The sequence below is a fragment of the Pseudoalteromonas sp. SCSIO 43101 genome (genome assembly GCF_023650775.1).
Classification (GTDB): domain Bacteria; phylum Pseudomonadota; class Gammaproteobacteria; order Enterobacterales; family Alteromonadaceae; genus Pseudoalteromonas; species Pseudoalteromonas apostichopi.
Map to the genome: position 1 here is coordinate 1,453,495 of NZ_CP072673.1, position 14,275 is coordinate 1,467,769.

12 protein-coding genes and 10 tRNA genes are annotated in these 14,275 nt (G+C 40.4%); 16 read left to right on the forward strand and 6 right to left on the reverse strand.

All coding sequences use genetic code 11. From position 1 onward, the window contains the following. The first annotated feature begins 40 nt into the window (after nucleotides 1-40). Nucleotides 41-724, forward strand: a complete 684-nt coding sequence (locus tag J8Z25_RS06785; RefSeq protein WP_205987934.1) for a M48 family metallopeptidase — start codon at nucleotides 41-43, stop codon at nucleotides 722-724. A 113-nt stretch (nucleotides 725-837) separates the two neighbouring features. Here J8Z25_RS06785 and J8Z25_RS06790 read toward each other — a convergent pair. Together J8Z25_RS06790 and J8Z25_RS06795 are read right to left on the reverse strand one after the other, a co-directional pair. Further along, a tRNA-Tyr gene (locus J8Z25_RS06790) sits at nucleotides 838-922 on the reverse strand. Nucleotides 923-970: 48 nt separating this feature from the next. Continuing rightward, nucleotides 971-1,055, reverse strand: a tRNA-Tyr gene (locus J8Z25_RS06795). A gap of 112 nt (nucleotides 1,056-1,167) precedes the next feature. Between J8Z25_RS06795 and J8Z25_RS06800 the strand changes: the two genes are divergently transcribed. After that, nucleotides 1,168-1,683, forward strand: coding sequence for a VC2046/SO_2500 family protein (locus J8Z25_RS06800; protein WP_250661885.1), 516 nt, complete (start codon nucleotides 1,168-1,170; stop codon nucleotides 1,681-1,683). Nucleotides 1,684-1,833: 150 nt separating this feature from the next. Beyond that, complete coding sequence (locus J8Z25_RS06805; RefSeq protein WP_130051806.1) at nucleotides 1,834-2,133, forward strand: DUF6172 family protein; 300 nt, start codon at nucleotides 1,834-1,836, stop codon at nucleotides 2,131-2,133. A 53-nt stretch (nucleotides 2,134-2,186) separates the two neighbouring features. On the opposite strand, the gene J8Z25_RS06810 is transcribed toward J8Z25_RS06805, so the two are convergent. The 3 genes from J8Z25_RS06810 to J8Z25_RS06820 form a co-directional block, all read right to left on the reverse strand. Next, nucleotides 2,187-2,627 carry a hypothetical protein gene (locus J8Z25_RS06810; RefSeq protein ID WP_130051805.1) on the reverse strand — a complete coding sequence of 147 codons (441 nt, stop codon included), beginning with the start codon at nucleotides 2,625-2,627 and terminating at the stop codon, nucleotides 2,187-2,189. A gap of 148 nt (nucleotides 2,628-2,775) precedes the next feature. Next, on the reverse strand, nucleotides 2,776-3,744 hold the full coding sequence (cysK, locus tag J8Z25_RS06815) for a cysteine synthase A (protein ID WP_130051804.1): 969 nt from the start codon (nucleotides 3,742-3,744) through the stop codon (nucleotides 2,776-2,778). Between the two features lie 458 nt (nucleotides 3,745-4,202). Continuing rightward, nucleotides 4,203-6,536 (reverse strand): carbohydrate binding family 9 domain-containing protein, encoded by a 2,334-nt coding sequence (locus tag J8Z25_RS06820; RefSeq protein WP_502934595.1) that lies wholly within the window; start codon nucleotides 6,534-6,536, stop codon nucleotides 4,203-4,205. Nucleotides 6,537-6,751: 215 nt separating this feature from the next. On the opposite strand from J8Z25_RS06820, the gene J8Z25_RS06825 reads away from it, so the two are divergent. The 13 genes from J8Z25_RS06825 (at nucleotide 6,752) to J8Z25_RS06885 (ending at nucleotide 12,812) form a co-directional block, all read left to right on the forward strand. Then, on the forward strand, nucleotides 6,752-7,903 hold the full coding sequence (locus tag J8Z25_RS06825) for a dicarboxylate/amino acid:cation symporter (protein WP_054553767.1): 1,152 nt from the start codon (nucleotides 6,752-6,754) through the stop codon (nucleotides 7,901-7,903). A gap of 108 nt (nucleotides 7,904-8,011) precedes the next feature. Next, complete coding sequence (gene uvrY, locus J8Z25_RS06830) at nucleotides 8,012-8,662, forward strand: UvrY/SirA/GacA family response regulator transcription factor (protein ID WP_054553647.1); 651 nt, start codon at nucleotides 8,012-8,014, stop codon at nucleotides 8,660-8,662. A gap of 8 nt (nucleotides 8,663-8,670) precedes the next feature. Beyond that, on the forward strand, nucleotides 8,671-10,494 hold the full coding sequence (uvrC, locus tag J8Z25_RS06835; protein WP_250661886.1) for an excinuclease ABC subunit UvrC: 1,824 nt from the start codon (nucleotides 8,671-8,673) through the stop codon (nucleotides 10,492-10,494). A gap of 41 nt (nucleotides 10,495-10,535) precedes the next feature. Continuing rightward, a complete protein-coding gene (gene pgsA, locus J8Z25_RS06840) occupies nucleotides 10,536-11,081 on the forward strand; it encodes a CDP-diacylglycerol--glycerol-3-phosphate 3-phosphatidyltransferase (RefSeq protein WP_130051801.1) in 546 nt (181 codons plus the stop codon). A 139-nt stretch (nucleotides 11,082-11,220) separates the two neighbouring features. Beyond that, nucleotides 11,221-11,296, forward strand: a tRNA-Gly gene (locus J8Z25_RS06845). A 12-nt stretch (nucleotides 11,297-11,308) separates the two neighbouring features. After that, nucleotides 11,309-11,382: transfer RNA gene (locus tag J8Z25_RS06850), tRNA-Cys, on the forward strand. A 34-nt stretch (nucleotides 11,383-11,416) separates the two neighbouring features. Beyond that, nucleotides 11,417-11,503: transfer RNA gene (locus J8Z25_RS06855), tRNA-Leu, on the forward strand. A gap of 62 nt (nucleotides 11,504-11,565) precedes the next feature. Further along, nucleotides 11,566-11,641 (forward strand) — tRNA-Gly (locus J8Z25_RS06860). A gap of 39 nt (nucleotides 11,642-11,680) precedes the next feature. Next, a tRNA-Leu gene (locus tag J8Z25_RS06865) sits at nucleotides 11,681-11,767 on the forward strand. Between the two features lie 125 nt (nucleotides 11,768-11,892). Beyond that, nucleotides 11,893-11,968, forward strand: a tRNA-Gly gene (locus J8Z25_RS06870). 18 nt (nucleotides 11,969-11,986) lie between these two features. Next, nucleotides 11,987-12,060 (forward strand) — tRNA-Cys (locus J8Z25_RS06875). A 35-nt stretch (nucleotides 12,061-12,095) separates the two neighbouring features. After that, a tRNA-Leu gene (locus J8Z25_RS06880) sits at nucleotides 12,096-12,182 on the forward strand. Between the two features lie 183 nt (nucleotides 12,183-12,365). Further along, nucleotides 12,366-12,812, forward strand: coding sequence for a hypothetical protein (locus J8Z25_RS06885; RefSeq protein WP_250661887.1), 447 nt, complete (start codon nucleotides 12,366-12,368; stop codon nucleotides 12,810-12,812). 17 nt (nucleotides 12,813-12,829) lie between these two features. On the opposite strand, the gene J8Z25_RS06890 is transcribed toward J8Z25_RS06885, so the two are convergent. After that, complete coding sequence (locus J8Z25_RS06890; RefSeq protein WP_130051799.1) at nucleotides 12,830-14,248, reverse strand: alanine/glycine:cation symporter family protein; 1,419 nt, start codon at nucleotides 14,246-14,248, stop codon at nucleotides 12,830-12,832. Nucleotides 14,249-14,275 lie beyond the last annotated feature (27 nt).

A 14,275-nucleotide genomic window follows, 5' to 3' on the forward strand; every position in this document is an offset into this window, starting at 1 on the left:
AATGGAATCTCTCATTTTTATTAATTGAATTGGCTTATATTTGTTAGATTACACCTTAAAGCGCAGTAAACGCAGAACAACAGTTGCAATTAAAGTTGCTGAGCAGAAACTCACTGTTTATGCGCCTTTTTATGTCTCACAAACTGAGATAGATGGTTGGCTAAAGACAAAACAGGATTGGGTCGCAGAACAAATCGCGAGACAATCCTCACAAGCTGAACGACGTCAACTTCCTCTTGTAAACGCGACTATTAAGTTATTCGGTCAGAGTGTGCCGATAATTTTTGCTAAAGGCCCTAAAAGCACTTGGCAACAAGATGCACAATCTCGGCTCACTTTATCTATTTCATCACGGGTCAAATATCAAGAAGCTAACTACTTAGCTCTGCTAGAACGGTTTTTACATGAAAAGCTTGAGAGCTATATTGAAATGCGTGTTCATGACTACTGTTTGCAAATGACTGAAGCTTTACCTGCAAAGTTAAAGATTCAACATTATAAACGTCGTTGGGGCAGTTGTAATAAGCGCCGAGAGCTTGCATTTAATTTACATTTAGCAAGCGCGCCGACATGGGTGATTGATTATGTCATTATTCACGAACTTGCGCACCTCAGACATATGAATCATAGCGCTAAGTTCTGGCAGCGAGTGTGCCATTTTTATCCTGACTATAAAAAAGCAGAAAGTTGGCTAAAAGCAAATGGTAGTAGTTTGAGTTGGTAGCTTAAGTTAGAAAGAGTAAAGTTAGAAAGAGTAAAGTTAGAAAGAGTAAAGTTAGAAAGAGTAAAGTTAGAAAGAGTAAAGTTAGAAAGAGTAAAGTTAGAAAGAGTAAAGAGTGGTGGAGGGAGCTGGATTCGAACCAGCGAAGGCTGAGCCGTCAGATTTACAGTCTGATCCCTTTGGCCGCTCGGGAACCCCTCCACACAGATTTTACTATTGCATTTGGCCCCACTTTTCAAATAAGAAAAGTGGTGGAGGGAGCTGGATTCGAACCAGCGAAGGCTGAGCCGTCAGATTTACAGTCTGATCCCTTTGGCCGCTCGGGAACCCCTCCAATGCAACGGCGCTGATAATAGCAAACTGGTTATTTAAGTAAAGAAAAAAACTAAAGAAAATTACATAAATGCCGATAACTGGTTAATCAAGAAACTATTTGGCTAAAGACTATGCAAATTGATGGTTTGTTGCTCACAGAGAGTCAACTCGATAATCGTCTAAATAAAAGTGTTCAAGAGAAACGCCCTGGGGAGTTTGCTTTATTACTAGCAATGCTTTCTCATGATGTGCTCGATTTTAGTCAGTTTCACCTACCAAAAACTGAATTAACCAACCCTGATGTGTCTGAATCTGTTCTGCGAACTGAATTAGGAGCAGGGCCAGCACAACCATTGGCACCTGAGCAGTTTGACATGCTGATTGGTCAAGAAAATGCTTACAGGCTATTGCAAGGTGGTTTATCAGATATCAGGTTGCGTAATTGCTTAAATCCTGAACCACTGAATATACGTGATGATAGGCAGCATGTGCCACTTGAAGTGATTGATAACTGTGAACCTGCAGTTAGAAAACGTTTTTACGAAAAGAATAAACCAGTTGAGCGGCCACAAATAGATGCAGCTGCCTTTTATGACAGCCTAAATGATGAAGCTATACATCAACCTCTACATTTAGCAACAGCCTAAGTATTAGCGGCTTAATCGAATTGTCATAGACTCTGAATAAACTATATTTAAGTAAAATGGCAAAAAGTACAGCTAAATTAAGATGTGCTTGTTATAATAGCAGCCTATGGCTTAATGCCATTGTCATTGAACCAAGTTACTAGGACTATAATGAAGAAAACATTCACGCTAAACCACGAGAAAATTAAATATCCTCGTATGGTTGATGCAGCCAAGCACGAAGTAAAAAAATACTTAAAACGTGAGCGTAATAAAACACTCCCAGCAGGTGCTGACTATTGGGCATTTGACTGTAAGTTTGGTGAGTCAGCGGATGAGGCCAATGTCGTTCACGTGGCAGAGATTAATAAGTGTATTAGCGATATCGAAGCTAAAGGGCTTACATCGTTTTACGTTGAGATCTTAGCGCGTCCTGCACAGCGTCAACATCAAGAGTTTGACGAAGAGTAATATCAATACTCTTATACTAAAAAAGGGCCATCAGGCCCTTTTTTAGTTTTAAATTAACGTGCAAATGGATCGGCATTAATTTTTTCTATGTACCATTTTCCTTTCTTACGTATCATTTTCACACTGCGCATATCATCAACTTTCTTACCATTAAAATAACCAGTAAAAATTAAATTGATATTGGCTTTATCGCCATATTGCTCGCGTAAACTCATATTGGTCATATCGACTTCAATTACGACTTCATCGTATTGCATATTGACAAGGTTACGAGCGAACTGCCCAGCAGTACCATAAGATTTCATAATACGCGCCATTTTTGGAGTGGAGTATTCCATGGCAAGATTCAAATCGTTTTGGTTATATAAGGCATCAAAATAGAGAGTAGCCACATTACCTGGCGTATTTTGTTCGCCTTTTGGAGCGTCTTCGGAGCCGCAACCGAAAAGGACGCTGCTACTTAACAGGATAAAAATTAAGAGTATATTTTTCATTTTTGTTGTTTTACGAGTGAACTTAATATTAAGTGTGTGACTAAATTAGCATGATGTAAAGTTAACTCGGTAAATTTATTGGTTTTATCTATTTTAGGTAATAAAAAAGGATGCATCTTTGCATCCTTTTTAGACAACTTAGTCGTTCTTACTGAACAAGCTCTTTATCGCTGAACTCTTCAGCGAATAATGGACTAGATAAGTAACGCTCAGTTGCACTTGGTAAAATTACCACAATATTTTTATCTGCGTTTTCAGGCTTTTCAGCAAGGCGTTTTGCAGCAACAACTGCAGCACCAGAAGAAATACCTACTAAAATGCCTTCATTTTTCATCAGTTCATGCGCCATTGCAATTGCATCTTCATTTGATACTTGCTCAGCGGCATCAACAACTTCTAAATCAAGGTTACCAGGGATGAAACCTGCACCGATACCTTGAATTTTATGAGGACCCGGTTTTACTTCTTCACCAGCTAAGGTTTGGCTGATCACTGGTGAGTTAGTTGGTTCAACAGCAACTGACTGAACATTTAAACCTTTTTCAAGTTTAAGGTAGCGGCTAACACCCGTAATAGTACCACCCGTACCAACACCTGCTACGAAGATATCGATTTTACCATCCATTGCTTCATAGATTTCAGGGCCCGTGGTTTCAAAGTGAATTTTCGGGTTTGCAGGGTTTTCGAATTGTTGTAGAAGAATGTATTTTTCAGGGTCACTTGCTTGAATTTCTTTTGCTTTCTCAATTGCGCCATTCATACCTTTAGCGCCATCAGTTAGAACTAGGTTAGCACCTAACGCTTTTAACAATTTACGACGTTCTAGGCTCATAGTGTTAGGCATAGTCAGTGTTAACTTATAACCACGAGAAGCAGCAACAAACGCAAGTGCAATACCGGTATTTCCCGAAGTAGGCTCGATTAACTCTTTGTCTTTGGTTAATACACCTGACTTTTCTGCTTCCCAGATCATTGAAGCGCCTATACGGCATTTAACACTGAAACTTGGGTTACGTGATTCTACTTTAGCAAAAACATTACCTGAGGTTACGCGGTTAAGCTTTACGATTGGAGTATTACCAATCGTTAATGAATTATCTTCAAAAATGTTAGACATAGTGTTCCCTTGGAAGCAATTTATTCAATCGTGATCGAATAGCTTAGGCTAGCGATCTGTAATAGTCACACTTTACTGTGGTGAATAAAAAACGAAAGTAAAGTTTGGCTATAACATATAGCGAATAGGCTTATATACCCAAACCATCTCAAGGTGCGAGTTTCAGTTGGAATTAAAAGCGATTTAGGCAAGGCATTGATTGCAAGTAATAGTGGTTCTATTGCTAAAATCAATAACGCAGTATAAATCGCTTTTAAACCAACCCGTTGGGCGCTTCACAGGCACTTACTCTCATCGTTGTTACTTCTTAAAAGGGACTGCCATTCTTGCAAAGTAACGCCTTGATATTAAGCACCTGTGAAACGCTGAATTCTGCATCTTGAGGTGGCTTGGGTATAGTTTAGGAATAAGCAAACAAAAAAAGGGGAGGGCGCACCAAAAGATGCGCTAATAAGGTATTAAAGCAACCAAGCGTAGCTAAATTTAGCAAACAACGTACGCTGCTCTTTAGTAATTGATGAAAGCTCATCATCTTGATAGCCATTATCAGAATAACCTGCAAAGAATACCGTTTGCGGGTTCAGCTTGTAAGAATACAGCAGCTGAGTGGCTAACTTTTTATATTGGCTATCTACATCATCAATGTAATTAGCCTGATTGCGCTCTAAATCGGTATAAATGACTGCAAGGCGTAAAAAGCTATTCACATTAAATTGGTAAGTTAAACGCACATCACTTAGGTTGGCGGTAAATACTTCACTGCCGTCGGCTTCAAGCTGCTCATAAGTATGGCGTAAACGCACTTCAAAATGCTTACCAAGGTTCATATTCAGCACAGGGCGTATATGGAACTTATCACCAACACGATTATTAGCTAAGTCAACGGCATTACCTGTATACATATATAAAGAGGCAAATACCCCTGCGGTTGGTTTAAAGTCACTGTAAAAACCAACGCCATTTTCGCTAAACAAGTCAGTGTTACCATCAATATCTAAACGTGATTTATCGTGGCGAAGGCCGGTGCGGTTACGGTGCTCAACAGAGAGCTCAAAAAAGCTCTGCAACGGGCCGCTGACTGAAAAACTAGTTTGTGCTTCTTTTTCGAGAAGTTCATTATTTTCGTTGTGGGTAATATCCCAATCGGCGTAAAGGTTAGCGCGATTCCACCAATTGCCTTTATCGCCATACCAGCGGTATTCACCGCCAGTCGTAAACTTTTTAAAATCAACTTGTGAGATAAAGCCTAAGTCAGCTCTTAAATCAGCATCGCGATAATTATAGTCAGCAAAGGCACGCCAGTACTTCTCGTCGTGTTGATACTTTACGTAGTAGCCAGTACCTGATTGCTGTTCTTTACTTAAAACACGAAGTACGCCTTCGTTATAGTCGCAGTCACTATTTAATTCACAAATTACTTGCTCGGGCTGTGAGCAGTTATCACCATCACATAACTCGTCGATAAAATCTTGGCTGTATTGTGTTTGTGACTTTAATACTTGGACTAAGAAAACATCGTTCACTGTTGGCTTGTATTTACTATCAATACTGTAAACCGTGTTTTTATAATCATGACTTTGTCTGTGTGTTGCAGTTGAACCGAGCGATAACCCTGACTCAAAATCGTATCGATAACGCATAGCGCCATTTTCACTTTTCTCGTCAAGGGCAACAAGAGATGAGCCTAAATTGCCAGGGATCAACACATTGGTTTGTGTGTCATTGGCAATGAAGCCGGCAAATGTATGGCCATTTTTGCTGCCGGTGATCTTTGTTCCGTAATCTGGTTGGGCAATATTACGGGTATGAATAAGGTTGAGAGTTGAGGCAAAGTAGTCAGCGTTATCTAAAAAGAAGGCGCGCTTTTCAGGGAAGAACAAACTGAAATTATTGTTCACACTCAATTGTGCGACATCCGCTTCAACCTGAGAAAAGTCAGGGTTGATGGTCGCATTTAGGGTAATATCAGGAGTGATCCCCCATTTTACATCTAGGCTGGCTTCAGTATTGTTCTCTGACTCCCAATCATCAACTCGAGCGCCATCAATATCGCGGGTCTCATTTTTGCCAAGCACCACAGATGGGATAATCGCCACGTTATTGCCTTGTTTGGCTTGTTCAAAACCTTGGTAACTTGGCATTTGGCAAATCCAACAATTGTTACCGTGGTCAATCTGCATATTAGAGATACGCAACCGTTCACTGCGCGGTAAAAAGCGTAAAAACTCCATTGCCATGGTTTTGCTTGCGACGCTGTCGTCAAAATTTAGTACGCGTAAGGGAATAGCAACTTCAACTGTGTAGCCTTTATCATGGATAACACCGACGCTATCCCAAATACCGTCCCATGATGAGCTCTCATGTTTAGTTAGTTCGTTTTCTATTGAATCTTGCTGTACGCCAAGTGGGTTAATAAAAAATTGATACGCTAATTGAGAGTTATTGTATGAATCAATTTTTAGCCCGACTAAGTCATCATCCCAAGCTGCGTCACGGTCACGGTAAAAAGCACGAATAAGTTCTGGGTTAGGGTCGTTCGCTTCAAAACCTATAAATAACGTTTCGCCATCTTCATAGACATAAGCGTAGGTAGTAACAGGGCTCTTACTGTTCTCATAAGGCCAAGTGACGTTATCTATTGTAATTTTTTTTGCACGTTGCCAACTTGCTTCATCAAGCTTACCGTCAATTGTTGGCTGTTCTGCAATAAAAGGAAGGGTGATAGGTTGGCTGATGGCCAAGCTAGTAAAAGGCACACTCAACAGAGCGGCACTCAACATTGATTTATACATAAGCACTATATGGGTATTCAAAACTGCGAGCATGTTATTAATTTGCAACTTTGTTAACAAATGCAACGCGACAGGCCGCATATATTTACGTTCAAATTAGATTCTGCCAAGCTCTGGTGGTAAATTGCGCAGTTAAACGTTAATTTGGCTGTTTTATAACAAAAGTAAACTAAAACGTGGTAAAAGATTACCACCTAAAAATTGAAGTGATCGTTATGAATTTAATTTTAAAATTAATTGCTGGTATTGTTGCCGGTATTTTAGTGGGCTTGTATGTGCCACTAACAGGTGTTGAACTCCTTTACACAGTAAAAGAAATAATAGGTCAGTTGATCACCTTTACCATTCCGTTAATTATTTTATTTTTTATCGCATCAGGTATTGCTGGCTTACCAAAAGGGTCAGGCCACTTGTTAGGAAAAACGGTTGGCTTTGCATATGGTTCAACCGTTATTGCAGGTACCTTAGCGTTTTTACTTGTCAGCGCTATGATCCCATTGTTTGATGGGGGCTTAACGTTTGAAGCTGAAGTCGCCACAGAAGTGGGTAGCTTTATTGATTTAGAAATTCCACCTCTAATGAGTGTAATGACGGCTCTTGCTGCAGCATTCATTTTTGGTATTGGAATGAGCCAGTTACAGCTTGATACTTTAAAGAAAGTGTCTGATCAGGGCCGTGATGTGATTGATGGCTTACTAGCAAAAGTAATTATTCCAGCTTTACCTTTTTACATTGCTGGTGTATTTGCTGAAATGACAGTCGCTGGTACTGTGGTTGATACACTACAAACTTTTGGTATTGTTCTGCTGGCTGCATTAATTATGCATTGGTTATGGCTAACGGTTTTATATGTATCTACAGGACTGCTACTAAAGCGAAACCCATTAGAGCTTGTAAAAAACATGCTACCCGCGTATTTTACTGCTTTAGGTACAATGTCGAGTGCAGCAACTATTCCGGTTTCACTTCGCTCAAGTAAAGCAAATAACGTAAAAGAAGATGTTGCTAACTTTACGGTACCTTTATGTGCAACAATTCATTTGTCAGGTTCAACAATTACTATTGTGACGTGTGCGATGGCTGTGATGTTCTTATCTCCTAATATGGATGTACCATCATTGTTTGGTATGTTGCCATTTATTATGATGCTAGGCGTTGTAATGATTGCAGCTCCTGGTGCACCAGGTGGTGCTGTTATGTCGGCATTGGGCCTTTTAACAAGTATGCTTGGCTTTAATGAAGGCGCTGTTGCATTAATGATTGCACTTTATTTAGCACAAGATAGTTTTGGTACTGCCTGTAATGTAACAGGTGATGGTATCATTGCTTTATGGGTTGATCGTTTCAGCGAGAAAGCATCAGCTTAAAATTAATGAGTGGAACGATATTTTGATTTATCGTTTCACTTTTTCTGTGCTAATGTGGCACATTAAATTGTGCGAAAGCAGCTATTTGGGTTATTTGAGGGTGTTCCATTGATTAATGTACTTTTAGTTGATGACCATGAACTTGTACGGACAGGGATCAGACGTATACTTGATGATGTTCGTGGTTTTAAAGTGGTGGGTGAAGCTAAAACCGGTGAAGAAGCGGTGCAATTTTGCCGTCAACATTCGCCTGATATCGTGTTGATGGACATGAATATGCCAGGTATTGGCGGTTTAGAAGCGACAAAGAAAATCTGCCGCTACTGCCCAGATGTAAAAATTATTGTACTTACTGTGCATTGTGAAGATCCATTCCCAAGTAAAGTAATGCAAATTGGTGCTCACGGTTATCTAACCAAAGGTGCCGGTTCTGATGAAATGGTTAACGCCATTCGTGCTGTAAATGCAGGGCAACGCTATATTGCACCTGAAATAGCACAGCAAATTGCCCTTGCACAGGTCAGCGGCCGTACAGATGAAAACCCATTCCAGAGTTTGTCTGAGCGAGAATTACAAATTATGCTGATGATCACCAAAGGTGAGAAAGCGCAAGATATCGCAGAGCGTTTGAATCTTAGTTCAAAAACAGTGAATAGCTATCGCTATCGCATGTTTGAAAAGCTAAATGTAGGTGGTGATGTTGAGCTTACACATTTAGCAATTCGCCACAAAATGATCGACATTGATAGCTCGCATTAATTTGCTCAATGTCTGATTTCGAACCAGCCCGTTTTCTCAAAACACTATCAAGTGAACCCGGTGTGTACCGAATGCTTGATAGTGAAGGGCAAGTCATTTATGTAGGTAAGGCCAAAAACTTAAAAAAGCGCGTAAGTAGTTATTTTCGAAGTAATGTTACTGATAGCAAAACGCGTGTACTAGTAAGCAATATTTGCAGTATTGAAGTCACCCTGACCAACACTGAAACCGAAGCCTTATTACTTGAAAACAACCTAATTAAAAAATATCAGCCTCGTTACAATATTTTGTTGCGAGATGATAAGTCATATCCGTATATTCTGTTAACTGCTCACAAACACCCACGCCTAGCTTTTCATCGTGGTAGCCGTAAAATAAAAGGCGAGTATTTTGGTCCATTCCCAAGTGCGGGGGCAGTATCTGAAAGTTTGCGTTTAATGCAAAAAATCTTCCCTGTACGTCAATGTGAAGATGCTTATTATAGAGCCAGAAGCCGTCCATGTTTACAATATCAGTTAAAACGCTGTTCAGCGCCTTGTGTAAATAAAATCTCCGATGGTGAGTATCAGCAAGAAGTGGATTTTGTTCGTAAGTTTTTATTAGGCAAGTCCCATGAAGTTATTGCCGATTTAATTGCAAAGATGGAACAAGCTAGCAAAGAACTTAAATTTGAGCTTGCTGCAAAAGTACGAGACCAAATTTTGTTGCTCAGGAAAATGCAGGAGCAACAATCTATTTCAGGTAACCATGCTGAAATGGACGTAGTGGGCTTTGCTCACTTAAATGGATTAAATGCGGTTCACTTATTAATGATCCGCGACCACAAAGTGCTAGGCAGTAAAACCTATTTTCCAAAAGTGCCAAAAGACTCTGGTGAAGAAGAAATCCTAACCTCTTTTTTAGGTCAGTATTATTTAGCACCCGGTGCAACAGGGCGCATTGCCAAAGAAATTATCTTACCATTCAGTATTGAAGAAAGTGAGCCTTTAAGTGAAGCGCTTACGGCAATCTCTGAGCGTAAAGTCAGTTTAAAAGTTGCTAATCGTGGAGAGCGGGCGCAGTATTTAAAGCTCGCTAATAAAAATGCACTTAACAGCATCAGCGTAAAACAAAGTACGCAGGACTCAATCAATAAACGCTATGCACAACTAAAAGAAACATTACGTCTTGATGATATTAATCGCATGGAATGTTTTGATATCAGCCATACAATGGGTGAAAACACCATTGCAAGTTGTGTGGTGTTTGATTCACAAGGTCCAAATAATAAAGAATATCGCCGCTTTAATGTTACGGGTATAACTGGTGGCGATGATTACGCAGCGATGGAGTTTGCACTTAACAAGCGCTACAACAAAGTAGTTGATGAAGAAAAAATTCCAGATGTCATATTTATCGATGGTGGTAAAGGTCAATTATCTCGTGCTGAGCAATATTTTGAAAACTGGCCACATAATAAGATGCCATTGCTGGTGGGTGTTGCAAAAGGCACAAGTCGAAAACCAGGTTTAGAGACTTTATTAATTGATGGCGGACGTAAAACAATACCACTTGATTCAGATGCGCCAGCGCTGCATTTGATTCAGCATATTCGTGATGAGTCGCACCGTTTTGCCATTGCAGGACATCGCAATAAACGTCAAAAACAACGTACTCAATCATTATTAGAAGAAATTAACGGTGTTGGACAAAAGCGCCGACAAGCATTATTAAAATATTTAGGGGGCATGCAAGGGGTAAAAGCTGCTAATATAGACCAATTAAAACAAGTTCCTGGGATCAGCCCTGAAATGGCTGAAAAGATATTTAATCATTTGCATGACAAGGCGTAGCCTTCGTGCGAATATAGAAAAAAAGACATCTCCAAGTAGTTATGTGGAATATTCCAAACACACTCACAACCTTTAGACTTTTTCTTATCCCCATTTTTTTGGTGATATTTTATTTGCCTTTTTCATGGGCGTTTTTCGCAGCTGCGTTTGTTTTCTGGCTTGCGTCAATCACAGATATCCTTGACGGTTATTTAGCGCGTCGTTTAAATCAATCAACGCCTTTTGGTGCTTTCTTAGATCCAGTTGCTGATAAAGTAATGGTGTGTGCGGCATTAGTTGCCTTATCAAGTCATTACCAAACTTTATATATGACGATACCGGCATTAGTTATTATTAGCCGTGAAATTGTAATCTCTGCATTACGAGAATGGATGGCAGAGCAGGGTAAGCGTGATAACGTGGCTGTATCAAACATGGGTAAGTTTAAGACTGCGGCACAAATGCTAGCCATTATTGGTTTGATTTGGCAGTTTGATACATGGATGATCTACTTAAGCTATGGTCTTTTATACATTGCAACATTCTTGACGCTAAGCTCTATGTTGCAGTATTTAGTTGCCGCATGGTCTGAATTGACCAAAAATTGATCCTAAACGTATAATTACACACCATTTTAGATAAAAAATAAGCAAACAGTTCAAAACTAGCATTTTTTATATTGACGCGTTTAATAATCTCTGTAGAATGCGTCCGTGTTGAGAGGGCATAGCCCCCAAGATAAAGAAAGCGGCACTAGCTCAGTTGGTAGAGCGCAACCTTGCCAAGGTTGAGGTCACGAGTTCGAGCCTCGTGTGCCGCTCCAATTATCTAATGTGGCGGAATGGCAGAGTGGCCATGCAGCGGATTGCAAATCCGTCCACCTCGGTTCGACTCCGGGTTCCGCCTCCATCAACACTCCACGCAGCTCTATGAGCAACCCGATGCCCGGGTGGTGGAATTGGTAGACACAAGGGATTTAAAATCCCTCGTTCGTAAGGACGTGCCGGTTCAAGTCCGGCCCCGGGCACCATTTGTGGTTAACTACAACACCAAATGTAGTTTTAAAAATATTTTTTTTAGAGTTAATATGATGCGGCACTAGCTCAGTTGGTAGAGCGCAACCTTGCCAAGGTTGAGGTCACGAGTTCGAGCCTCGTGTGCCGCTCCATATTAACTTTATCCACTTGCTTTAAATAGCAAACCCGATGCCCGGGTGGTGGAATTGGTAGACACAAGGGATTTAAAATCCCTCGTTCGTAAGGACGTGCCGGTTCAAGTCCGGCCCCGGGCACCATTTAAACTTAAATAGTTTATTGGATAAAGACTCAAGTTTTCGGCACTAGTTCAGTTGCCAGAACGTTAGCATCGCAACCTTCAAGGTTGTGAACCAACGGACAAATCACTGATAGAAATAAATTTGCGGCACTAGCTCAGTTGGTAGAGCGCAACCTTGCCAAGGTTGAGGTCACGAGTTCGAGCCTCGTGTGCCGCTCCAATTATTTGGAAGCGATAAGGCGGAATGGCAGAGTGGCCATGCAGCGGATTGCAAATCCGTCTACCTCGGTTCGACTCCGGGTTCCGCCTCCATATAATACTCCACATGCTCATACGAGCGACCCGATGCCCGGGTGGTGGAATTGGTAGACACAAGGGATTTAAAATCCCTCGTTCGTAAGGACGTGCCGGTTCAAGTCCGGCCCCGGGCACCATTTATATACAACACCTCCTATCTATTTCATTAACACTTCAGTTTATAAATTAATCTAATTGTTTTTTATTTCACTAAATAGCTTTATAGTTTCCTTATTCTTTTTCAAATTAGTTAAAAAGTTTGCAGTATAAAACTTTGAACTGGTACAACGGAATTAAATAAATGGGATCAAGGAAAGATAATGGAGCAATTTAAAGGTGGTTTAAATCAGTTCTGGGTTGGTGCAGTGTTTGGGCTATGTTTAGCAATCTCATTAGTACTTATTCCTGTTGCTATTATTATGTCGAACATTAACGATGTACTTAAAATTCATGAAGTCAGCGTGCTTGTTGGTCAAGTATCCACAGTCTTTGAAAAATCTGAACGGGCTATCAGTAATGCTAAAACAGCGTTAATTGACTTTGATAATGACGTGGTGATGGATACGCTCACTGCCGTGCAAGCTTATCATCAACAATCGCAGCCATTATTAACTGCCAAGCAAAGACAAACATTAAAAGCGCAAATCAAAGAGCAGCTTGTCATGCAACTCGAGTCAAAGCTTAACGAACAGCAAATTACATTCATATTGTCTGTTTTTGAAAAGTTAGTAGATACAAAAAAGGGAGCACAAACGCTCCCCAATTAAACATTAATTAAACTTGATTATTTGCGCCACGCGCCTTTAGGAATGGTTTGATCGAGTTTTTTGTTTTGCGAAGGATCAAAAGTAGGTAATTTACCTTCTTTACGTTGTGTATTGTAATCCTTCGCTAACCAAATAACGACACCCGATAACATAAATAAAGCGATTACGTTAACGATAGCCATTAAACCCATTGAAACATCTGCAAGGGTCCACACTAGTGGCAATTCGCCTAGAGCACCAAACATCACCATACCAAGTACTAGTAATCGGAAGATCAACATACCCGATGCATGGTTATGCTCTAAAAACAATAAATTGGTTTCGGCATAAGAATAATTAGCAACAATAGATGTAAATGCAAAAAACAAAATGGCAATTGCAACAAACGTTGCTCCCCAACTACCAACATGTTCTTCAAGTGCAGCTTGTGTTAACGCAATACCTGTTACTCCTGAATCAGGTATTAGCTGTTGTGATAATAAAATAAGGGCTGCAGTTGCTGTACAGATAATTATTGTATCTACAAATACACCTAACATTTGCACATAACCTTGTGAGGCAGGATGCGGTGGGTTCGGTGTTGCCGTTGCAGCAGCGTTCGCAGCGCTACCCATACCGGCTTCATTAGAGAACAAACCACGTTTAATACCCTGGATCATGGCCTGCATTACACCATAACCAATAGCACCAGCGCCTGCTTGCTCTATACCAAAGGCACTATTAATAACATGCATAAATACATTTGGTAATAAATCGTAGTTCATGGCACATACATAAAGTGCAACTAACAAATACGCCAATGCCATAAAGGGCACAACCATTTCTGCAAAACGTGAAATGGTTTTTAAGCCGCCGAAAATGATAATGCCAGAACCTAATACTAAGGCGATACCAACAACATAGTTTGGAATACCAAAAGCGACATTAAATGCAGCTGCTATAGAGTTTGATTGAACAGCATTAAATACCAAACCAAAAGCAAGAATGAGACAAAGCGAGAAAATGACTCCCATCCAACGTTTACCCAAACCATATTCCATATAATAAGCAGGACCTCCACGAAAGTTGCCCTCTTCATCGACCGTTTTATATGCTTGGGCAAGGGTACTCTCTGCAAAACTTGTTGCCATACCTATTAATGCAATAAGCCACATCCAAAAAATTGCGCCTGCGCCACCTAAATAAAGTGCAACGGCAACACCTGCCATATTACCCGTACCCACTCGAGCTGCTAATGAAGTACAAAATGCTTGGAATGAAGAAATGCCGTCGCCAGAACCTTGTCGGCTCTGAAACATAACTTTGATCATATGCGGGAATTGCGTGAATTGAATAAAACCAAGTCGAAGTGTAAAAAATAGCCCCGCAGCTATTAAGAGGTAAACCAGAATGTGGCCCCAAAGGAGGCCACTTATACTATTTATAATGTCTGTCATTTTTCTTGCCTTGTGAGCGAGTGGAAA

Excerpts from the sequence above, each read along its gene's own strand:
- J8Z25_RS06800 (WP_250661885.1), top strand. The coding sequence starts at position 1,168 with ATGCAAATTGATGGTTTGTTGCTCACAGAGAGTCAACTCGATAATCGT.
- J8Z25_RS06805 (WP_130051806.1), top strand. The coding sequence starts at position 1,834 with ATGAAGAAAACATTCACGCTAAACCACGAGAAAATTAAATATCCTCGT.
- J8Z25_RS06810 (WP_130051805.1), bottom strand. The coding sequence starts at position 2,627 with ATGAAAAATATACTCTTAATTTTTATCCTGTTAAGTAGCAGCGTCCTT.
- cysK (WP_130051804.1), bottom strand. The coding sequence starts at position 3,744 with ATGTCTAACATTTTTGAAGATAATTCATTAACGATTGGTAATACTCCA.
- J8Z25_RS06820 (WP_502934595.1), bottom strand. The coding sequence starts at position 6,536 with ATGTATAAATCAATGTTGAGTGCCGCTCTGTTGAGTGTGCCTTTTACT.
- J8Z25_RS06825 (WP_054553767.1), top strand. The coding sequence starts at position 6,752 with ATGAATTTAATTTTAAAATTAATTGCTGGTATTGTTGCCGGTATTTTA.
- uvrC (WP_250661886.1), top strand. The coding sequence starts at position 8,671 with ATGTCTGATTTCGAACCAGCCCGTTTTCTCAAAACACTATCAAGTGAA.
- pgsA (WP_130051801.1), top strand. The coding sequence starts at position 10,536 with ATGTGGAATATTCCAAACACACTCACAACCTTTAGACTTTTTCTTATC.
- J8Z25_RS06885 (WP_250661887.1), top strand. The coding sequence starts at position 12,366 with ATGGAGCAATTTAAAGGTGGTTTAAATCAGTTCTGGGTTGGTGCAGTG.
- J8Z25_RS06890 (WP_130051799.1), bottom strand. The coding sequence starts at position 14,248 with ATGACAGACATTATAAATAGTATAAGTGGCCTCCTTTGGGGCCACATT.